This is a genomic window from Collinsella aerofaciens, assembly GCF_040910325.1.
GTDB lineage: Bacteria > Actinomycetota > Coriobacteriia > Coriobacteriales > Coriobacteriaceae > Collinsella > Collinsella aerofaciens_BL.
In genome coordinates this window covers 1-19,716 of the sequence record NZ_JBDGAV010000007.1, presented here as the reverse complement: position 1 = coordinate 19,716, position 19,716 = coordinate 1, and the positions used below count along the sequence as shown (strand labels likewise).

General features: G+C 60.0%; 19 protein-coding genes. 9 read left to right on the top strand and 10 right to left on the bottom strand.

The window, feature by feature from the left end; translation table 11 throughout:
• Positions 1-467: 467 nt before the first annotated feature.
• Complete coding sequence (locus AB5Z25_RS04250) at positions 468-764, bottom strand: hypothetical protein (protein ID WP_368134886.1); 297 nt, start codon at positions 762-764, stop codon at positions 468-470.
• A gap of 247 nt (positions 765-1,011) precedes the next feature.
• Here AB5Z25_RS04250 and AB5Z25_RS04245 point away from each other — a divergent pair, with 247 nt between their 5' ends.
• From AB5Z25_RS04245 to AB5Z25_RS04230, 4 genes are read left to right on the top strand one after another with little or no spacing between them, the layout of a single operon-like run.
• Complete coding sequence (locus tag AB5Z25_RS04245) at positions 1,012-1,920, top strand: helix-turn-helix domain-containing protein (protein WP_368134885.1); 909 nt, start codon at positions 1,012-1,014, stop codon at positions 1,918-1,920.
• Positions 1,886-2,347, top strand: coding sequence for a hypothetical protein (locus AB5Z25_RS04240; protein WP_368134884.1), 462 nt, complete (start codon positions 1,886-1,888; stop codon positions 2,345-2,347). Before AB5Z25_RS04245 ends, AB5Z25_RS04240 begins: the two co-directional genes overlap by 35 nt.
• A gap of 44 nt (positions 2,348-2,391) precedes the next feature.
• Positions 2,392-2,571: a hypothetical protein gene (locus AB5Z25_RS04235; protein WP_368134883.1), complete on the top strand. Its 180-nt coding sequence runs from the start codon at positions 2,392-2,394 to the stop codon at positions 2,569-2,571.
• Positions 2,572-2,586: 15 nt separating this feature from the next.
• Complete coding sequence (locus AB5Z25_RS04230; RefSeq protein WP_368134882.1) at positions 2,587-2,805, top strand: hypothetical protein; 219 nt, start codon at positions 2,587-2,589, stop codon at positions 2,803-2,805.
• A 660-nt stretch (positions 2,806-3,465) separates the two neighbouring features.
• On the opposite strand, the gene AB5Z25_RS04225 is transcribed toward AB5Z25_RS04230, so the two are convergent.
• Both AB5Z25_RS04225 and guaA read right to left on the bottom strand, forming a co-directional pair.
• Positions 3,466-3,603 carry a hypothetical protein gene (locus AB5Z25_RS04225; protein ID WP_368134881.1) on the bottom strand — a complete coding sequence of 46 codons (138 nt, stop codon included), beginning with the start codon at positions 3,601-3,603 and terminating at the stop codon, positions 3,466-3,468.
• Positions 3,604-4,089: 486 nt separating this feature from the next.
• Complete coding sequence (guaA, locus tag AB5Z25_RS04220; protein ID WP_117635915.1) at positions 4,090-5,688, bottom strand: glutamine-hydrolyzing GMP synthase; 1,599 nt, start codon at positions 5,686-5,688, stop codon at positions 4,090-4,092.
• 267 nt (positions 5,689-5,955) lie between these two features.
• On the opposite strand from guaA, the gene AB5Z25_RS04215 reads away from it, so the two are divergent.
• Positions 5,956-6,969, top strand: a complete 1,014-nt coding sequence (locus AB5Z25_RS04215; protein WP_368134880.1) for an asparaginase — start codon at positions 5,956-5,958, stop codon at positions 6,967-6,969.
• 322 nt (positions 6,970-7,291) lie between these two features.
• Here the strand turns inward: AB5Z25_RS04215 and AB5Z25_RS04210 are convergent, their stop codons facing one another.
• On the bottom strand, positions 7,292-7,510 hold the full coding sequence (locus tag AB5Z25_RS04210; protein WP_035136926.1) for a helix-turn-helix domain-containing protein: 219 nt from the start codon (positions 7,508-7,510) through the stop codon (positions 7,292-7,294).
• Between the two features lie 76 nt (positions 7,511-7,586).
• Between AB5Z25_RS04210 and AB5Z25_RS04205 the strand changes: the two genes are divergently transcribed.
• The gene (locus AB5Z25_RS04205; protein ID WP_117745721.1) at positions 7,587-7,976 is read left to right on the top strand and encodes a hypothetical protein; all 390 of its coding nucleotides are present in this window, start codon (positions 7,587-7,589) and stop codon (positions 7,974-7,976) included.
• A 9-nt stretch (positions 7,977-7,985) separates the two neighbouring features.
• Here AB5Z25_RS04205 and AB5Z25_RS04200 read toward each other — a convergent pair whose 3' ends face one another.
• From AB5Z25_RS04200 to AB5Z25_RS04175, 6 genes are all read right to left on the bottom strand, one after another.
• On the bottom strand, positions 7,986-8,369 hold the full coding sequence (locus AB5Z25_RS04200) for a DUF1648 domain-containing protein (protein ID WP_089572786.1): 384 nt from the start codon (positions 8,367-8,369) through the stop codon (positions 7,986-7,988).
• Positions 8,370-8,380: 11 nt separating this feature from the next.
• Positions 8,381-9,457 carry a redox-regulated ATPase YchF gene (gene ychF, locus AB5Z25_RS04195; RefSeq protein ID WP_035136922.1) on the bottom strand — a complete coding sequence of 359 codons (1,077 nt, stop codon included), beginning with the start codon at positions 9,455-9,457 and terminating at the stop codon, positions 8,381-8,383.
• A gap of 114 nt (positions 9,458-9,571) precedes the next feature.
• The gene (locus AB5Z25_RS04190; protein ID WP_368134879.1) at positions 9,572-10,825 is read right to left on the bottom strand and encodes a 4Fe-4S binding protein; all 1,254 of its coding nucleotides are present in this window, start codon (positions 10,823-10,825) and stop codon (positions 9,572-9,574) included.
• A 151-nt stretch (positions 10,826-10,976) separates the two neighbouring features.
• The gene (locus AB5Z25_RS04185; protein ID WP_368134878.1) at positions 10,977-12,044 is read right to left on the bottom strand and encodes a glycerol dehydrogenase; all 1,068 of its coding nucleotides are present in this window, start codon (positions 12,042-12,044) and stop codon (positions 10,977-10,979) included.
• A gap of 113 nt (positions 12,045-12,157) precedes the next feature.
• A complete protein-coding gene (locus AB5Z25_RS04180) occupies positions 12,158-13,258 on the bottom strand; it encodes a glycerol dehydrogenase (RefSeq protein WP_368134877.1) in 1,101 nt (366 codons plus the stop codon).
• An 83-nt stretch (positions 13,259-13,341) separates the two neighbouring features.
• The gene (locus AB5Z25_RS04175; RefSeq protein ID WP_006234677.1) at positions 13,342-14,565 is read right to left on the bottom strand and encodes an iron-containing alcohol dehydrogenase; all 1,224 of its coding nucleotides are present in this window, start codon (positions 14,563-14,565) and stop codon (positions 13,342-13,344) included.
• Between the two features lie 501 nt (positions 14,566-15,066).
• On the opposite strand from AB5Z25_RS04175, the gene AB5Z25_RS04170 reads away from it, so the two are divergent.
• Genes AB5Z25_RS04170 through AB5Z25_RS04160 form a run of 3 tightly spaced genes read left to right on the top strand, consistent with a single transcriptional unit; the run spans position 15,067 to position 19,409 of the window.
• Entirely contained in the window at positions 15,067-16,143 is a 1,077-nt protein-coding gene (locus AB5Z25_RS04170; RefSeq protein WP_346965534.1) for a tetratricopeptide repeat protein, read from the top strand.
• On the top strand, positions 16,143-17,186 hold the full coding sequence (locus AB5Z25_RS04165) for a hypothetical protein (protein ID WP_368134876.1): 1,044 nt from the start codon (positions 16,143-16,145) through the stop codon (positions 17,184-17,186). The genes AB5Z25_RS04170 and AB5Z25_RS04165 overlap by 1 nt, the downstream gene beginning before the upstream one ends.
• A gap of 45 nt (positions 17,187-17,231) precedes the next feature.
• Positions 17,232-19,409, top strand: a complete 2,178-nt coding sequence (locus tag AB5Z25_RS04160) for a MurT ligase domain-containing protein (protein WP_368134875.1) — start codon at positions 17,232-17,234, stop codon at positions 19,407-19,409.
• Positions 19,410-19,716 lie beyond the last annotated feature (307 nt).

Sequence of the window (19,716 nt, the reverse complement as noted above, 5' to 3'; positions counted from 1 at the left end):
CGATCCCTCAGCGCGAGACGACAGCCCCTCCTGTGACGGAGAGCACGTTGCCGCACACTGGACATACATAGAACTTGGAGTGAAGGGCGTTCACGGAACGATTAGCGTTGCTCACGTCGCGAATTTGAATCTCCTCACGATTCCATTGACACCTTCTATGCCGCCTTCGGGCGGTCTTCGTCCTCCGGCCAGTTGGCCTCCCCGAATTCCACGGGGCCCTAATCCCCCAGCGCCGTGTGCACCCTCGCGCGATTGCGTACGGACTCGATATGCTTGAACAAACCTGGCGTGGCTTCTCCCCGCGGCTCGTAGGCCCGCGCGTGCACGCACTGCGATTTGACCAGTCCCATGAGCGACTTCGTGGCCGCGTTGTCCCACGGCGAAGATATCGAACCCATGGACGGGCTAATCTCGCGCTCGTGAACGGGCGGCCGCATCAAGATCTCCTTATAGATGAAGTAGTGTGCCTATGCGCCCGCGGCGAATCGCGAAAAGTACAGCAGGTTGTTGCGTGCGCTCGCACTCGTCGCCGTGTAATGCACAATGACGATATTCATCAAACACCCCTGGCACCACGGGAGTGCAGTAGGCGTCAGTCCCAGGTGTTGCTCGTCAGAAACTCGTTCATCGCCCATCTTCTCATCGAGCGACTCCACGTCGCGACGGATCACGGCCACGTTCTGCTCCAGGCGATAGGTGCGCGCAACTAGGCAGTTGTGCTTCTTGACACGCTTCGTCAACTCGTCGTTCTTCACCTCCATCACGGCGCAACTTCGCGAGATGGGGAGAACCACCCCCAACGAGCGTCATCGCCCGCCTATGAGCGCCACCACGATCGACTCCATGCGAAACCTCCCGAACAAGACGCGGCCCTTGCTGCCGTACATCTTCTCGGATGGTCACAAATAGGGCGGCAGTTGAAAAGCAAAGAACTATTTATTTGATTTTTTGAACTGTCTAATAGGATGACAGTTTGGGCATACCTTATTCTCCATTCAAGGAGGTAAGACCATGTGGCGAATAAAAGACGTATCAAGGATGACTGGCGTTAAAAGGGACAACATCCAACAGATATGCGACAAACACGATTCACGTTACTTCATCTTTTGCCCCGAGGACAGCAGACAAGGCAGGCGTTTCTTCGATGAGGAGGATGTACTGAAAGTTGCCCTCGTAGGTCAATACCAGAAAATGGGCTATAGCCTGACCTCCATCAAGAGGGCCTTTGATGAGATGGAAAGCGCCGAGCAGCCGTTCGAGGAAATAACCGAAAGACAGCTGGAGGAACTAACTGCGAAGCGCCAAGAGTTGGACAGGCAGCTCAAGTTCTGCAAGGAGCTCAACAGGGCATCCCATGGGCGAAACCCGAAGGAGGCGGTCCAAGCACTTCTGCGGAAGCGCCTGGCGGAAGCGTTGGTCGACTCGACGAAGGCCCTTCTCATCGACTTAGGCTGTCCGATAGACGATTCGGAATTCGAATCGACATTTCAAGAAAAGCTGGGAATAGGCTCCGAGGATTTCTGTAACGCGCTTCTTGATGCACCCGACCTGTCAAGCCTGAGGCTTATCGAAAACAACGCGGCTGTCGAAGAAAAGCTGGAACGCAATTTCGCGAGCATCGATTCCGCAAGCGCCGAGGAAGTCTTAGCCCCCGATTCACCGCTGATACAGCAGGTGCTCGGCAATTTATTGCAGCTGACGGGTAGGCAAACGCCAGATGAGGCGAAGGAGCACGCCGAGATGTTTGCCTGGCTCCTATGGAACAAGCTGCTTGAAGACCAGTATCTAGAGCTCTTTTTGGAAATAGGAATCGGACAAGGTGCGTTTGATTTCATAAATAAGGCAATGACACATTATGCGATAAGCAATTGGAAGGAGAAGGAAGATGAAGGAAGGCAAGCACAACAAGACCAGGAATGACGACCGGGCAATCGATGATGTCAGAGAGGTCGACGCCTCTGCTGCCGAAAAGAGCCACCCGAAGAAAAAGATCGCCACCAGAATGGTGACGGGCATAGCCGCCGCAGCCGTCGGAATCGGCATCGCCCTGCTCGTGAGCAGCAAGCTCGACCTGTCTGCGATGTCGCCCGCATCGGCGGCAAAGGGCGCAAAGGCCATCGCCGACGGAACAGCCAAGGTGGTTGCCCAGGCAGCCGTTCCGCCCGCCGTGGAGACGGTCGTCACAGAGCCGAAGGTCGTGAACGTCGACTGGTTTCTCCGCAAGCTGCCCGAAAACCGGTACGCCTCGCCGGACGCGGTCTCGTACGCGGCTGCCCTCGGGGTCGACCTCGCCGAAGGCCAGACCATCGTAAGGCCCCAGACGAGACTCTACTGCCGAGCGGCATAACCCCCTGGAAGCACTCAATAATCGCAAGAGAAACGGAGCGACGAATGGGGCACAGCCAGGCAGCAATCGAAAAGAAGACCCTCACAGGCCTTTTCGGTGACGAGAACAGCCGCGAGGAGAAGCGGATGCCCCGCCTGTTCATGGCGCTGCTAGCATGTGCGGTAGTAGTCCGCGTCTTGCACGCCATCGGCCAGGTCATGCTCATCACGCAAATGTGCGCATAAACGAAAGGTACCACCATGGTCATCTACAAAACGCAAGAATGGGACGGGTATGGAAAGCAAAACTACTACTGGAACGAGTACCGTCGCGAAGGCGACACCGTAGTCAAGTACAAGTGCAACAGGCACAAGTTCTTCGATGGTGACGAAAGTAACTGGGAGGAAAGCGAACACGAGGAAGATTCGTGGTCCATCGACGATTCTAGCATGCCCGATTGGCTGCGCAGCTACCTCTAACGGCAAAGAATTTTTGAACTCGTTAAGCCCTCGCGCCTCCACAAGGGACGTGGGGGCTCCCCATCCCGCTCCACCGTCAAATATCTGAGTTCCCCACAGCAACCAGTCTGGGTCCATCAGAATCGTCTTTAGCTTCGAGCGCGCCAAAGCATACGTCGCGATCCCCGGCGCGGACGCCTTGAGCCCATGCAGGTCAATCGGCTCAAAAGCCGTGCACGGGTTAGACGCACGCTGTATCTTCACCACGCCCCAGAGTGAGTTCATGCCATCCACGCGGGTAAGCACCGAGCAACTGCAGACCCAGAAGTTCGTGCACTCCTCAGCACCGCACGCCACACTGCCCTTGGTTACCACTGTGCGCACGACTTTCGAGTTGCGCACGAAGAACGCGTCCGCCACAACCTCTCACCCGCGCGGATGACGCCCGAGCCTGAAAGCGAACTGCCGTTGTCGAACAGTTCGCCCACGGGCCACGTGCGGCTGTCTTTGGCCGGGCGATCAACATGCCCCGCGGTCCTTTCCAACTCAGAAGCGCCTGAGGTCCCACCGGCACGAACCTGCCCGCGCCGCTCACCAGGCGGCTATACGAGTAGGGCACCGAGCCCGCCTTCTTCATGCCGCTGCGTCGAGGCCCACAGCGCAGATGCCCTCCAGCTGCCCTTAGCTCGTAAACGCCTGCATGGCGTCCGCTATGCCCAAAAGGCGCTCGAAGCCCGCCACCTCGGTCATGGCGGAGAAGCCAGTGAACCAGTAGGCGTAGCTCGTCAAGCCCACCTCGGTGAACAAAGAGTCGATCACCGCCGCTCCCGAGAACCCCACCGCCGGCACCCCTCAGGTGGTCATAGCCTTGACCGCAGAGCGCTGAACGTCGCTTTCTTAGCAGCGAGATTCTTTACTCCCCATTAACCACCTGGGGAAACGCCGTACGGAGACCGCAAAAATGCCCATTGAGTTCGATCTGAGTTTCACGGGCCCCGAAACGGCCCTGTTTCGCCCTCGGGGACAAAAATAGCGCGTCTACTCACTCGGGATGAATCCTTACTCCCATTCCTCCGAATACCGCTCCGTGCCTTGCCGTCTTGAAATACGGAGAGTAAATCGCGAAATCGCAGGTGAAAGAGAGTAAAAAGGCAAAGAAAAAGCCTCCGTTCCAACATGGGAACGGAGGCTCGATAATCGAGTTTACTCACCAATGTCGCTGGTGGTTTTGCCGTAACTCTCGTACGAAACGAAACTCAGGAGCACAGTGCGGCACTCAAAAGTGCAGGTCAGAACCCTGTCAGCCTACTCCCACTCGATCGTCGCGGGCGGCTTGGACGTGATGTCGTAGCACACGCGGTTGGCGCCGGGGACCTCGGCAACGATGCGGCCAGAGATGCGGGCCAGCACGTCGTAGGGCAGCTTGGCCCAGTCGGCGGTCATAGCATCGCTGGACTCGACGGCACGCAGAATGATCGGGCGCTGATAAGTGCGCTCGTCGCCCATAACGCCAACGGACTTGATGTCAGGCAGGACCGCGAAATACTGCCAGCAGCTGTGCTCGGAGTTGCGCTCGCCGGTCTGCTCAAACAGACGCTGGTTGTAGGCGTCGAGCTCCTCGCGCACGATGGCGTCGGCGTTCTTGAGGATCTCGAGCTTCTCCTTGTCGACCGCACCGATGATGCGGATGGCAAGACCCGGGCCCGGGAAGGGCTGGCGGAACACGATGTGACCCGGCAGGCCCAGTGCCAGACCAAGCGCGCGGACCTCGTCCTTAAAGAAGTGGTCGAGCGGTTCAATAAGGTCGAAGTGCACGCCCTCGGGGAACGGGATCAGGTTGTGATGGCTCTTGATGGTGGCCGTCTTGCCACCCGTCTTGCGAGCGCCGGACTCGATGATGTCGGGGTAGATGGTGCCCTGAGCCAGGTACTTGACCGGTTTGCCATCGGTCTCGAGCTGCTGCGCCACGGCGAAGAACTCTTTCCAGAACTGCGTACCGATGATGCGGCGCTTCTCCTCGGGCTCGGTCACGCCGGCCAGAAGCTCGGCATAGCGGTCCTCGGCGTGGACGTGGATAAAGTCGACGTCAAACTGCTTGGTGAAGACCTCCTCCACCTGCTCGGGCTCGCCCTTGCGCAGCAGGCCGTGGTTGATGAACACGCAGGTCATCTGCTTGCCCACGGCGCGGGCGCCCAGCGCAGCCACGACGGAGGAGTCGACGCCGCCGGACAGGGCCAGAATCACGCGGTCGTTGCCGACCTTCTCGCGGAACTCAGCCGTCATGGTCTCGACCAGGTTGTCCATGCTCCAGTTGGGCTCCAGGCCGCAGATCTCAAACAGGAAGTTGCTCAGCAGCTGCTGACCATACTCGGAGTGCTTGACCTCGGGGTGGAACTGCGTGGTGAAGATCTTGCGCTCGACGCACTCCATGGCAGCAACCGGGCACACGTCGGTGCTGGCGGTAACGGTAAAGCCCTCGGGCACCTCGGACACGGCGTCGCGGTGGCTCATCCACACGGTCTGCTCCATGGGCGTGGAGTTAAAGAGCTTGGCGCCGGCCGTGCGCGTGATAGTGGCGCGGCCGTACTCGCCCACCTCGGAGTGGCCGACCTTGCCGCCGAGCGTCACGGCCGTGATCTGATGGCCGTAGCAAAAGCCCAGGACGGGAAGGCCCAGGTCAAAGATGGCAGGATCGATGGACGGAGCGTCCTCGGCGTACACGGAAGCCGGACCGCCGGAAAGGATGAGCGCAGAGGCGTTCATCTCGCGAATCTCGTCGGCCGAGATGTCGCAGGGGACAATCTCGGAATACACGTTGAGGTCGCGGACGCGACGGGCAATGAGCTGACCGTACTGCGCACCAAAGTCGAGTACGAGGACCTTTGCGGAAGCCTTTTGATCCATGGTTCCCCCTCTTGTTGGCGGGGAGCCGGTGCCCACCCGCGTGAATGAACGAAAATAGCCTTCATAGTGTACACGTTATATGGGGTTTCTCGCCCCTCGCAGCCATCAGCGCACGGCAAACGCACGACCTGGGCCCCTATTTGACGGCAATTGAAGTGTTTTCAAACGTTACAGATGATGTAATACGTTTGAACATTGGACGCCCTGTGCCACAATACTGCCGAACGACTCCGCCTCTGCGGCGGCAAATACGATAGGAATACCAGCATGAAGCGCATCCTTCTCATCGCCACGGGCGGCACCATCGCATCGACCGAGGACAGCAACGGCCTCTCCCCCGCCCTGACCGGTGAGGAGCTCGCCCAGAGCGTCCCCGAGATCTCGGGCCTCTGCGAGCTCGACGTCGTGCAGCCCATGAATATCGACAGCACCAATATGCGCCCGAGCGACTGGATGCGCATCCGCGATGTCATCGTCGAGGGTTATGCCGACCACGACGGCTTCGTGATTCTGCACGGCACCGACACCATGAGCTACACCGCAGCAGCGCTTTCCTACCTGATTCAAGACAGCCCCAAGCCCATCGTGCTCACCGGCTCGCAAAAGCCCATGGGCAACCCCTTTACCGATGCCAAGCTCAATCTGTACCAGAGCCTGCTCTATGCGCTCGACGAGCACTCGCACGACGTTTCGATCGTGTTTGGCGGCGTCACCATTGCCGGCACGCGCGCCCGCAAGCAGCGCACCATGAGCTTTAACGCGTTCATTAGCGTCAACTATCCGCCCATCGCCTATATCCGCAACGACCGCATTGTGCGCAACGGGCTTCACGGCACGCATCAGGGCGAAAACCCGGTGCGTTTCTACGACAGCATCGACCCGCGCGTATTTGTACTCAAGCTTACGCCCGGCGTAAACCCGGGCATCCTCGACGCCCTTGCCGATAGCTACGACGCCGTGATTCTGGAGACCTTTGGCATTGGCGGTATCCCCGAGTTTGGTGAGTCGGGCGGGTCGTTCCAAGAGGCAATTTTTCGCTGGGTCGATTCGGGCCGCACCGTCGTTATGACCACGCAGGTCCCCGAAGAGGGCCTCGATCTGGGCGTTTATGAGGTCGGCCGCGCTTACGCCGATCATCCGGGTATTCTGCGCGGCGACGACATGACCACCGAGACGCTCGTGGCCAAGACCATGTGGGCACTCGGCCAGTCACGCGATGCCGCCGAGATTCAGCGCCTGTTCTACAGCCAAGTCAACCACGACCGCATCCCGATGGCGTAATCCCTAAGGCAGCTCCACTTATCGCAGCCTTAAACGACAGGTGGCCCCCCTCAGGCCGTGCAAAAATCGGAGTATTCTGCAATTTCTCCTCCGGAGGCATAGAATCGGCCGATTGTTAGACGAACTTTTAGGACGAAGGGTCCGTCTAGTAAATATTTATTCCTCATTTTTATTTAACGTGTGGATTATCTACTGTCAAAAAGGCAAAGCCAGCCGCTCGAGCTACCATCTACGGCCGAACTGGTGCTGAATACTCGCGATTTTGCACATCGCAACCAGGGGGGACCCGCCCAAAGAGCGTCAAATACAGCGGGGGAACGCCCTATTCGATACCCTCGAGAAGCTCAGATACCGTCATGCCGAGTGCGGGCGCGATCTTAAATAGAACCTTGAGCGTGAAATTTGCCGTCCCATCTTCGATTCGGTCGAGGTAGGGTCGGCTGATTCCTGTCGCCACACAAAAATCAACCTTGGAGATACCAAGGTCTCTGCGTGTCTCTTCGACCCGCCTACCAAGAATCTGTTTCGCACGTTCGTCCATGCAGCCGAGTTTGAAATGGAGCCGAACATAAACGTAAACTATAGTTTACGTTTTGCCGAATACACAGGAGTTTTCTATGTCGGGTTCTTCGGTCCGCATGTACCGAGCCACGCCTCGCACAAACAGCGCGCCGCCCAAGCTCGTCGTCGTTGAATCAGAATGCCTTTCGCCCGATGAGCGCACAGCATTTGCATTGCTATCAAGTCGCGTCGCCGCCGTTCTGGTCCCTTGCCCGGCGCAAGGTGAACTTGCTATCCAATGCCAGGCGCACAGCTGCTCGCTCAATCAGGCTGCCGTGATCGCAACCAGCCAACGCGGTCTGCCCCTTCTCCTGGAAGCCGGTATCGCACTCGCCCTTCGCGGCGCCGGATACGAAAACGAGGCCGCCGCCGACATGGTCTTTAAACCACGATCGAGCGGCGGCCTCGCAGCAGCTATCGAATATGTGTGCAGACTCGTTGCCTAAAAGGACAAGCTAGAAACCAAAGCCAAAGCCCGTTCCGGTAATCGCCGAGTACATAAAGTAAACGTTGATCACGTTGAGGAACACACCCGTGATGCAACCGTTGCGCAGGTAGCGCTCGCACACGATGCGCGCCATGGCGGCGGAGTCGTCATTGTTCTTGGCTTGGCGTCCCGCCGTAAAGTACGTCGCCACGCTCAGCAGCAGATTGAGTACCGGCAGTGCCAGCAGCTCGTAGCTCTTACCCCAGCGCGTCACCTCGCCGGCGGCGTTAAACTTCGTTGCCACCTCGGGGCCAATGTTGGGGATAACACACGCTGCGACCACCAGCGGAATCACCGCAAGTACGAGCAGCGCAATACCCATGTAGCCAGCTTTTTTGCCATATTTGAACATATGCGTCGTCCTTACACGTTAAAGCGGAAGTGCACGACGTCGCCATCGGCCATGACATAGTCCTTGCCCTCAATACGCAACTTGCCGGCGGCCTTGGCGCCCTGCTCGCCGCCGAGCTCGATGTAGTCGTCGTAGCCAATGACCTCGGCCTTAATAAAGCCGCGCTCAAAATCGGTGTGGATGACGCCGGCGGCCTGCGGGGCGGTCGCGCCCTGACGAACCGTCCAGGCCTTGACCTCCATCTCGCCGGCCGTAAAGAACGACTGCAGGCCGAGCAGCTTGTAGGCAGCCTGAGCGAGCACGTCCAGGCCGGGCTGCTCCAGGCCCAGGCTCTCCAGGTAGTCGGCGGCGTCCTCGGGATCGAGCTCGGAAAGCTCTGCCTCGATCTTGGCGCAGATGGGCAGCGGCTTGACACCATCGATGGGCGCCAGATCGTCGTTGAGCATATCCTCGTCCACGTTGGCCACATACAGGATGGGCTTCATGGTGAGCAGGAACAGCCCCTTGGCGGCGGCACGCTCCTCGTCGGTCATCTCCATGGATGCGGCGCGCTTGCCCTCGTTGAGCCAGGCAAGCAGGCGCTTGGCAACCTCGAACTTGGGCATGAGCTCCTTGTCGCGCTTGGCCTCCTTCTCGAGCTTAGGCAGCTGCTTCTCGAGCGTGCCCATGTCGGCCAGGATGAGCTCGGTCATGATGGTGTCGGCATCGCCGGCGGGATCGACGAACTCGCCCGTGCGGCCCACCTCACGCATGACGTTGGGGTCCTTAAAGTAGCGCACGACCTCGCAGATGGCGTCGGTCTCGCGAATGTTGGCCAGGAACTGGTTGCCCAGGCCCTCGCCCTCGTTAGCGCCCTTCACCAGACCTGCGATGTCGACGAACTCGACCGTCGCCGGCACAATGCGACCCGGGTTAACGATGTCGGCAAGCTTTTGCAAGCGGCTATCGGGCACGTCGACGATACCCACGTTGGGGTCGATCGTGGCAAACGGGTAGTTGGCGGCAAGGCCGGTCTTTTTGGTAAGCGCGGTGAACAGCGTCGACTTGCCCACGTTGGGCAGGCCCACGATACCGATGGAAAGGGACACGACAGCTCCTTTTGGTACAGGTACTTCAAACCGTATAAGTATAGCGCCGCCGCAGCATCCGGGCGAATCCGGACACCGCGGCGGCGCAAATGAAGCAGAGATAGAGCTCGCTGACTAGTCCGCGAGCTTCTCCACCTGATCGAGCATCTTGTCGAGCTTGGCCTTTGCTTCGGCCTTGACCTTCTCAGCTTCTTCGTGAGCCTTCGCCTTCTGGGCGGCCTTTTCCTCGGCTTCGGGATCGACGACGACCAGATTGGACGCGTCGTGCTCAACAAGCTTGAGCGCATGCTCGGGACAAACCTTGACACAGGCGCCGCAGCCTAAACAATACGTGGACTCCAACGCAAAGCGGCCGCTTCCCACCAGATCGCAGGCAAACGTGGGGCACACGTTGACGCACTCGCCGCACGACGTACACTTGTCAAAATCGCACTCCGGCGTGCTCACCTGCATGTTCTGGGCAAGCTCGGGGTGGTTTTGCAGCGTCGAGAGCACCAGCTGCCGCCCGTGCGTGAGCGAACGGCGACGCTTGGTCGTCGTGGTGCCGCACATGGTGTTGAGCGTGCGCTCCAGCTGGGTAATCTGATGGCGATGGGCCTTGAGCTTTTGCGTCACCGAGGCCAGCGCCGCCGTCGCCGGATTAAGCTTGGTCACCGTCAGGCCCGTGGTGCGGGCAATCTTTTCCATGTACTCCTTGCGTTCGTACTCGCGAAGCTTATGGCACTTGAGGCTCTTGGGGTCGACCTCCAAGCCCATACCCGTGCCGGACCACTCCTCGGCCTTCGCAATCGCCTCGCCCAGAATATCCTCGCCACCGGTGTTGCGGCACTTATCGCACACGCCCAACGGCAGGTAGACGCTCACGTTGGGATAATCGGCCAGTACCGAGAACCAGGTCTCGGCCGTAATATCGCCCACGCAGGCAACGACGACCTCGTTCTCGCGCGGCATGCGCTTGAGGGCGCGCGTACAGGTGACGTAGGCGGTCTCGTGGCTCGTAGCAGCAGAGACGATATCGTCATACAGGTTTTTGGGCGCCAGACGCGGCGAGATGATTGCCTCGGTCGGACAGGCAGCGGCACACAGGCCGCACTTGCGACAGGAGTCGAGAATCTCGATGGAGTCTTCCTCGACCTCGATAGCGTTGACCGGGCACACGTCCATGCACGCGGTGCAGCCGCTCTTTTCGTTTTTGCAGGTCAGGCACGGAATGGTGTTGCCGCGCGGGCGCTCCTTGTAGTCGGCAGGGTTCCACTGCGGCGCCGACGGATCGAGCGCATCGGTCACGCCGCCAAGCGGGTTTTTAAGAAAGTCGAAACCCTTGCTGATCTCGATAATGTCATCAAACAGATCGTGTTCCTGCGCCATGCGCGGCCCCTCCCTGAGCAGTGCAAACAAGCAAGAGATAATGATACGCTATCGGCCCACGCCTCGGGCAAATTACACGCGGCTCATCTTTGCGGCAAATAGTCCATGGCCTATCGCCGCCTCGATCGCACAAGGCCGATCAAGAGCCAAACTATGCCTCGCACATGAGCTGCACGAGCTTTTGTTTGGTCACCTTGGCTTGCTCGTTGGCCATATTGCGTTCGTTTCTAAAGGCCGCATCTGCAACGCTCATCAGATCGGCATCGGAAATCTCGCCAAGACCCAGCTCCTCGAGCGTCGTCGGCAGACCGACGCGCTGGCAAAACTCGAGCACTTGATCAAGCTCGGGCGCACGCTCTAGGCGCAGCTGGACCACCAGGCCAAATGCCACGGCCTCACCGTGCATGGCCTTGCACTCGGGCAGAATTGTCAGGCCGTTGGCGATGGCATGGGCAAGCGCTAGGCCACCGCTCTCAAAGCCAACACCCGAGAGCAGAATATTGCACTCGATCAGGCGCTCAACCGCCGGCGATATACGGCCCTTTTTGAGATCGCGCTTGGCAGCGACACCGCACTCCATGAGTGTGTCATAGCAGGCACGAGCCGCAACCAAAGCCAAGTGCCCCGGCGCGCCACCGTGTTCGTTGACGCCGTGCGCCGCGGCGCACGAACGCGCCTCGAAGTACGTTGCCAGCGCATCGCCCATGCCAGCGACCGTCATACGCAGCGGGGCCGCCGCGACCACGTTGGTATCGACCACGACCAGGTCTGGATTCTTCTCGAGCATCAGGTAGCGGTCGAACGACCCATCCTCGTGATACAACACCGAAATCGCGCTGCACGGACCGTCCATCGAAGCCGCCGTGGGGCATACGCACAACGGCAACTCGGCATAAAACGCAACGGCCTTGGCGATATCGAGCATCTTGCCGCCGCCAATACCCACCACCATGTCGCAATACTCAGCCCGGGCTTCCTTAGCCATTTCAACAACGGCCTCTTCCGTACACGGACCGTTGTAAATCTTAAAGAACGGCTCGCTTAGATCTTCATCCAGAAATCCATCGACGATCTGCCTGCACAGCCGATCCTCGGTGCCCTGGTCAAACAAGACATAGGCAGCGCAGCCCAACCATGACAAATACCTGCCCTGACGCGAGAGCTCACCCGGCCCCTGAACATATCGTCCGGGACCGCCATAAACCATGGGAAGCGCCATACGAGAATCCGCCCTTTCATCAACAACAATTGGTGCAAAGCAACCTGACCCCTTTGCACCATAGCAAAAAGGGGCAAAGCCGTCTGCCGGCTTTGCCCCTTCCTTAGCTTGATTTACTCATCCATGAGATAGTAGTGGCCCAGCGCGTCGGCACCCAGGATGGCGTTTGCGACCATCTCGGGCGTCACCTCAAACGGCATGTTGCACATGGTGTCATCGGGCGCGCACGCGGCCTCGGCAACAATCATGGCCTGCTCGCGCGTAAGCTCGGCAACGCCCAGCTCCTTCATCGTGACCGGCAGGCCCAGCTCAATGCAGAAGCCCAAGACTTCCTCAAGCTTCTCAGTCGGAGCATCCTCGAGTACCAGCTGGACGATAGTGCCAAAGGCGACCTTCTCGCCGTGATACATGCTGTGGCACTCGGGCAGCATCGTCAGGCCATTGTGGATGGCATGAGCAGCAGCGAGGCCCGAGCTCTCAAAGCCAATGCCCGAAAGCAGCGTGTTGGCCTCAATGATGTGCTCGACGGCAGGCGTGAGCGCACCCTTCTCCAGCGCGACCTTGGCCTTCACGCCATCGGCCATAAGCGTCTCGTAGCAGAGCTTGGCGAGCGCCAGGCCGGCCATGCCGCCCTTGCCACCGGCGCAGGTGCCGCCGTCGGCATCGTGCGTCGCCTGGGCCTCAAAGTAGGTTGCGAGCGCATCGCCCATACCGGAAACCGTCAGGCGCACCGGGCTCGCCGCGATAACCGTCGTATCCATAAGGACGATATTGGGGTTTGCCTTAAGGAACAGGTACTTATCGAACTGGCCGTCATCGGTATAGAGCACCGAAAGCGCCGAACACGGGGCGTCGGTCGAAGCAATGGTGGGACAAATGATAACCGGGGACTCCAGGTAATAGGCGACGGCCTTCGCGGTGTCGAGGATCTTGCCGCCACCGACGCCGACGATGATGTCGCAACCGTTGTCGCGAGCGAGCGCAACCAGGCGATCGACCTCGCCCTTGGAGCACTCGCCGTTAAAGTCCTCAAACAGCAGCTCGGCCTTAGCCTCGGCAAAGCCGCCCTCGATCTTGGCACCGACGCGCTTCTTGCCCGAAGGCGTCACGATGACGAGGGCCTTAGCGCCAAGCGGCTCGACATAGGAGCCGAGCTTGGCGAGCTCGTCCGGACCCTGGATGTACTTGCTGGGGCTATTGAAAATTGCAGCCATAACTATCCCATTCTCTAAAAGAAAAAAGAAAGGGGCTCCGTACAGATACGTGCGGAGCCCCTCGTTACGATAACAAGAGTCGATTAGAAATCGATGTCGGTGTCGTAGTAGCAGGCCTTGAGAATCTTCTCGAAGTCGGCAGCCTTGGTCTCACGCGGGTTCTCGGGCGTGCAGGCGTCCTGCTCGGCGTTCGCGGCGATCTCGGGCAGCTTGGCGAGGAACTCCTCCTCGGAAACCATCTGCGGGTTCTCGGCGTCGACCTTCACGCCACCATTCGCGTAATCCTTGATGGACTGCGGAATGTTGAGCTGGTCGTTGAGGTCGCGAATCTTCTGGACGAGCGCAGCGATGAGCTCCTCGTTGGTCTCGCCGGGAAGGTGCAGGATCTCCTTGGCCACGTAAGCGTAACGCTCGGCAGCACGCGGGTCCTTGGAGTTCCACTGGATGACCTTGCCCAGGTACATAGCGTTAGCAGCACCGTGGATGATGTGGCCGTTCTCGAAGGCAGCACCGGTCTTGTGAGCCATGGAGTGAACGATGCCGAGCAGGCCCGAGGAGAAGGCGATACCGGCGATGCACTGAGCCTCGTGCATGTGCTGACGGGCTTCATGGTCGCCAGCATAGGACTTGGGCAGCCACTCGACGATCTCGCGGATGCCGTGCAGAGCGTTGGCGTCGGTGAACATAGAAGCACAAGTGGAAACGTAAGCCTCCATGCAGTGGGTCAGAGCATCCATGCCGGTGTGAGCGCACAGCTTGGCGGGCATGGTGTAGGTGAGCTCGGGGTCGACGATGGCGACATCAGGGGTGATGTTGAAGTCGGCCAGCGGGTACTTGATGCCCTTGGCGTAGTCGGTAATGACGGAGAACGCGGTGACCTCGGTAGCGGTGCCGGAGGTAGAGGAGATGGCGCAGAAATGAGCCTTCTGACGCAGCTCGGGGAAGCTGAACGGCTGGATAATGTTATCGAAGGACTCCTCGGGATACTCGTAGAAGACCCACATGGCCTTAGCGGCATCGATGGGCGAGCCGCCGCCGATGGCGATAATCCAGTCGGGCTCGAACTCGCGCATGGCCTCGGCGCCCTTCATGACCGTCTCGATGGACGGGTCGGACTCGACGCCCTCGAACAGCTTGACCTCGAAACCGCCTTCCTTAAGGTCGTTCTCGACGTCCTGCAGGAATCCGCCGCGGCGCATAGAGCTGCCGCCAGAAACGATGATAGCCTTCTTGCCCTTGAGGTTCTTCACCTCGTGGCGAGCGCCCTCACCAAAGTACAGATCGCGAGGATTGGTAAAACGTCCCATACTGTGCCTCCTAAACAAGCCCCTCTTAGACTTGCGTATATAACGGAGCACCCGATTGGCTCCGTTAGGACCGTTTTGCGCGTTGCCGGCGATGACAATGCGCGATGTCTTAACGCCTCAACGCTCAGACAAACACTATTTTACCGTTCTGGTTGGTCAGTTATTCACCTAAAGCCGATAATGATGAAACGTTTTTTCTATCCCTGAAGACCCTTGTGGGGCATTCATACTCCCAAGCTGGGCAAACGTTTTATCAGGGTTGACCACATATCCCGGGCAGGACTGTGCCCCTCCAAAATGTGCCCCGTTCGCCGCCAAAAATCGACCGTTTACGGCACTGTGATACCACCCGCGCAACCGAGGTGCCGACATTTGTGCGACATCCGTCTTCGTGGTGCAAAGGTGCAAGTCCAAGTGCGGCACCCCCGGTGTGCCACATGCGGGTAAACTAGAACCTTATATAGAGATGATTTGAACCCTAACCGCAGCAAAGGAGGCCCCATGGCATTCGACCCCATTCAAGAGGATTGCCATCGCCTCGTTCTTGAGGCCTTGCGCCGCGACAATATTCCACTCACCGACGGCCCCGCCGTCGAGCGTCTGATGGAACAATTCACCCGTAACCCCGCGCCGCTCATCGTGCACGACCGCGACCGAGCTGGGCATCTGATTGCCAAGGTCGTCGAGGCTGTCGACTACCGCATCCCCTTTATCCCCGACGACGCCCAGGCAGAGCAAGAAGAAGCCGCAGCCGAGAACATGCTCCGTGAGGCAGCCGCGCTCGATCCGGCCAACTGGGATGCCCAGCGCATGCTGACGGCGCTCACCGCCGAATCCAACGAGGAATACGTACAGTATCTGGTGTCCAAGTGCGACGAGGTGGAGCACGACCTGGCGCTCAAGATTGCCTCGGCACAGGACCCCTACGAGCGTGAGGCCGCAGGCGACCTGACCCGCCGTCCCTACCTGCGCTGGCTTGCCGCCTTGGCATCGCGCGCGCTCATTAGCGGCCGCTACCGCATGTCGCTGGATGCCGCGAATCGCAGCCTGGACTTTGCGCCCAACGACCCCGCTGGCGTCCGCCATACCGCGATGCTTGCCATGGCAAAGCTCGAATACCCTGCCGAGGAGCTCAAGCGTTTTCGTTCCGCCCACTCCGTACCCTATCTTGCCAACACGCCGCTGCGCCGCCGTCCCAAGGACGCAGAGCGCGACTTGGACCCGTGGACGCTCATCGCACTGATGAGCGCAGCCTGGCGCGAGCTGGATTACGAGGGCGCCGAACACTACCTGCGCATCCTGGTGCGCTCATGCCCGCACGCAGCCGAAGCACTCTACTTCCAAACCGAGTTTCCCGATGGCATCTATGCCCGCGTCAACGTAGGTCCGGGCTCCACCGATGAGCTTGTCCTTGCCCTGTCCGAGGCGACGCCGGTGCTGCAGGAGGGCCTAGGCGCGCCCGACAACGCCAGCTTTGCCGCCTGGGTCGCCACCAACGACATCGTGCGCTCTCAGATCGACGAACGAATCCTGCGCGCGGCCGAACAGGGATTGCCGTTTAAGGGAGGAGACCTCTAATGGATCCGAGCGTCTACATCCCCGCTTATCTGGAGCGCACCTATCTGGCGTCGCACCCCGAACTCACCGATGCAGCACGCGAGCTTGTCCATAACGACATCAGCGCAAACCCCCACAAGTATGCGCAGACCGAGCATGCCCAAGCGCTGCTGTCCTATGCCGGCGTTCATCGTCATTTGCTTGACGAGCTTCGCCGCATCGAGGACATGGGCAGCGACGAGGAGTTTGAGCAGACGCGCAACCGTCTGTTCGACGATATGCGCGATGAGCTGCTCAAGATCGTCCGCGTCGATGCACTTGCCGTCGATGCGCAGCTGCTCGCCATCATCCTGGCGGACACGCCCGTTGATGCCTGCCTGGGCGACTTGATGAAGCTCGAGACGAGTACGGCCGACTACCTGCAACAAAGCGTGCCCGGGTTCGACATGGAGGCCCCGCACTACTGGGCCAATAATGTTTTGGCCGACGGTGTCACCGCAGCAGACCTTACCGTGAGCGAGCCGGCGCTTATTGGCTGGCTTCACACGCTCGAGGCCATCTCGCAGCTGTGCATGGCGAGCGCTCGTTACCGTGCTGCTGCCAACTACGCCCGCCGCGTCCTTAAGGCAGAAGGTTATCCCACCCGAGCTGCCGGCACCGTGTTGCTCGCCCTCGCCCGCTTGGAAGACCAGGACGGCTTTTTTGCCCTGGCTCACCAGCTCGAGGAGCAGGTGGGGGCCGATACCCTCGAGAACTCCCCCTGGTACCTGCTCGCCCGCACGATTCTGCTGTTCAAAACAAACAAGATGCGTCCGGCGACGCGCGCGCTGCGTGAGTTCGCTAACCGTTGCGAGGGCGGCGCGTTCTTCTTGCTGAACCCCATGTACCAGACGCCGTACCTTCCCTGCCGACCCGAGCCACGCGACCCCTGGGACCTCTCGCACCAGGCGGTTTGGGAAGCCGACGGCATTATCTCGGACACCCCCGACTTTGCCCCCTGGGCCAACGCCTGCGAAGATGTATCGCAGCTTGCCCAGGAATTTGCGCGCCGCTACGGCTTTTAGCGACGCGATCGCCCCGACCATGTCGTTTACGTTAGGAACGATTTCATGAACCTCCGCTCATCTCTCGCCTGTACCTCGAGCGATATCGCCCGCTGGGGACTGCGCTCTGTCCTCAAGCGCCAGGGTGGCGTGCTTCCCGGCCGCATCGCCATGAAGATCGACCCCGAGCTGCTAAGCGACCTCGCGAGCCTGGTCGACCGCAGCGTGGTGATCACCGGCACCAATGGCAAGACCACCACCTCCAACCTTATCGCCGACGCCGTTGCCGCCAGCGGCGCCACCGTGGTATGCAACCGCGCCGGCAACAATATGGAGCCTGGTGTGGTGGGTGCTCTGCTCGAGGCCCGCGGCGGCCTTAAGCACACCAGCAGCGGCAAGCGCGTGGGCGTTTTTGAGTGCGACGAGCTCTACACCGTACGCGTTCTGCCCAAGCTCAAGCCGACGTACTTTGTGCTGCTCAACCTGTTCCGCGACCAGCTAGACCGCTACGGCGAGATCGACCATACCCAAGACGTCATCGCCCATGCGTTGGAGCTCTCTCCGGCAACAACGCTCATCTACAACGCAGACGACCCGCTGTGTGCCGCAATCGCCGCGCGCGTTCCCAATGCAAGCATCGCCTTTGGCATCGACGGCGCCACCAACACCGAGTCCGACCGCATTAGCGACTCGCGTTTTTGCTCACAGTGCAACGCACCGTTGGAGTACGACTATGTGCAGTACGGACAGCTTGGCGCATACCATTGCCCCTCGTGCGGCTGGGCCCGCCCTGGGCTTGTCCGTCGCGTGACGGGCGTGGAGCTCGGCTGCGACGGCTACGGCTTTGACCTGGTGTTTGGATCTACGCCCGACGCGGCTGCCGTGCACATCGCCACACGCTACAACGGCCTGTATATGGTCTACAACGTTGCCGCCGCCTTCTTTGCGGCGCGCGAGCTGGGCGTGGACGCAGCTCACCTACAGCCCACGCTCGATGCCTACGTCCCCGCCGGCGGACGCATGGGCCGCTGGGAAATCGCCGGCCGTACCGTCGAGGCCAATCTGGCCAAAAATCCCGTAGGCTTCGATCGACAAATCCAGTCCATTAAAACAGCAGGTGGCAGGCTCTGCGCCTTTTTCCTGAACGACAACGATGCCGATGGCCACGATGTATCGTGGATCTACGACGTCGACTTCGAACGCATCGCCGACACAACGGGGCTTGTCGCTTTTGCTGGCGGCACGCGCGCGCACGATATGCAGGTACGTCTGAAGTACGCCGGCATCGATGCCACGATTATCTCGGACGTCGCGCAGGCAATTGGCGCCGTGGCAGACGAGGCCGCCGATGACACCTTCTACGCCGTCGCCAACTACACGGCCTTCCCGCCGCTGGTCAAGGAGCTCGACGGGCTGAAAGGCGCCACCGCCGACGCTGTTGCCGGGCGCGCCGTAGCCCGTGCCGACGGCAGCGCTCTTCCTGTCGGTATCGCTCCAGTCGAGCTTTCGCGCCCGCTGCGCATCGTCTACCTGTATCCCGATGCCCTTAACCTCTACGGCGACGGCGGCAATGTTATCGCGCTCGAGCGCCGCTGCGCCTGGCGTGGCATTCCCGTGCGCGTGGACGAGGTCCGTATGGGCGAGTCACTCGATCTCACCGATGCCGATATCGTCATGATGGGTGGCGGCTCCGACCGCGACCAGCTAGCCGTGGCACACGAGCTGCTCGCCCAAAAAGACAAGGTCGCGGCCTATGTTGAGGACGGCGGCACACTGCTTGCCATCTGTGGCAGCTATCAGCTGCTCGGCCGTTCGTACTACATGGGCGACGATCGCATTGAGGGCCTGGGCGTCATTGCCGCCGAAACCGTACGCGGCTCCGATCGCCTGATCGGCAACGTAGCCGTCAAAACCGATCTGGCACCTGAGCCCTTTGTGGGATTCGAGAACCATGGAGGTCGCACCCTGCTCGACGCAGACGCCACGCCGCTCGGAACGTCCGTCGTCACGGGTACCGGCAACAACGGCGACGACGGCTTTGAGGGCCTGATCTACAAGGGCGTCATCGGCACGTACCTGCATGGCCCGGCGCTGCCCAAGAACCCCGAGCTCGCCGACTGGCTCATCGCGCACGCCCTCGAGCGCCGCGGCGATGCACAGGCCACAGCCCTGCTGCCGCTCAAGTCCCTCGACGACACCTACGAGCACGCCGCCCACGACGCCGCCATGAAGCTCCTCCCCTAGCCACCACAACGGGGACAGGCGCCTTTGTGGTGGTTTTGACCTGCCACGTTTGTTTGTCTCGATCTGTAACATCTAGGCCGTTGAAAGTCGTCTTACTGTTACAGATTGAGATGTTCATCCCGACGCCCGCCGTCTGTCTCGATCTGTAACAGATAAAGCCGGTTTGCCCGCCCAGATGTTACAGATTGAGATATTTTAAAATCGGAATAGAAACCAACTCCTGTGTGGTGGGTTGATTTCCGATCTCAGCCGAACACATTGAGCAAATAGGCCATTCCCGCAGTTAGCTGAACGCCCCCGCGGCCCC

Bases quoted from the DNA above. Each gene is read 5' to 3' on its own strand.
- guaA (WP_117635915.1), bottom strand. From the start codon at position 5,688: ATGGATCAAAAGGCTTCCGCAAAGGTCCTCGTACTCGACTTTGGTGCG.
- AB5Z25_RS04235 (WP_368134883.1), top strand. From the start codon at position 2,392: ATGGGGCACAGCCAGGCAGCAATCGAAAAGAAGACCCTCACAGGCCTT.
- AB5Z25_RS04245 (WP_368134885.1), top strand. From the start codon at position 1,012: ATGTGGCGAATAAAAGACGTATCAAGGATGACTGGCGTTAAAAGGGAC.
- AB5Z25_RS04215 (WP_368134880.1), top strand. From the start codon at position 5,956: ATGAAGCGCATCCTTCTCATCGCCACGGGCGGCACCATCGCATCGACC.
- AB5Z25_RS04205 (WP_117745721.1), top strand. From the start codon at position 7,587: ATGTCGGGTTCTTCGGTCCGCATGTACCGAGCCACGCCTCGCACAAAC.
- AB5Z25_RS04175 (WP_006234677.1), bottom strand. From the start codon at position 14,565: ATGGGACGTTTTACCAATCCTCGCGATCTGTACTTTGGTGAGGGCGCT.
- AB5Z25_RS04165 (WP_368134876.1), top strand. From the start codon at position 16,143: ATGGATCCGAGCGTCTACATCCCCGCTTATCTGGAGCGCACCTATCTG.
- AB5Z25_RS04200 (WP_089572786.1), bottom strand. From the start codon at position 8,369: ATGTTCAAATATGGCAAAAAAGCTGGCTACATGGGTATTGCGCTGCTC.
- AB5Z25_RS04190 (WP_368134879.1), bottom strand. From the start codon at position 10,825: ATGGCGCAGGAACACGATCTGTTTGATGACATTATCGAGATCAGCAAG.
- AB5Z25_RS04210 (WP_035136926.1), bottom strand. From the start codon at position 7,510: ATGGACGAACGTGCGAAACAGATTCTTGGTAGGCGGGTCGAAGAGACA.
- AB5Z25_RS04180 (WP_368134877.1), bottom strand. From the start codon at position 13,258: ATGGCTGCAATTTTCAATAGCCCCAGCAAGTACATCCAGGGTCCGGAC.
- AB5Z25_RS04185 (WP_368134878.1), bottom strand. From the start codon at position 12,044: ATGGCGCTTCCCATGGTTTATGGCGGTCCCGGACGATATGTTCAGGGG.
- AB5Z25_RS04230 (WP_368134882.1), top strand. From the start codon at position 2,587: ATGGTCATCTACAAAACGCAAGAATGGGACGGGTATGGAAAGCAAAAC.
- AB5Z25_RS04240 (WP_368134884.1), top strand. From the start codon at position 1,886: ATGAAGGAAGGCAAGCACAACAAGACCAGGAATGACGACCGGGCAATC.
- AB5Z25_RS04160 (WP_368134875.1), top strand. From the start codon at position 17,232: ATGAACCTCCGCTCATCTCTCGCCTGTACCTCGAGCGATATCGCCCGC.
- AB5Z25_RS04170 (WP_346965534.1), top strand. From the start codon at position 15,067: ATGGCATTCGACCCCATTCAAGAGGATTGCCATCGCCTCGTTCTTGAG.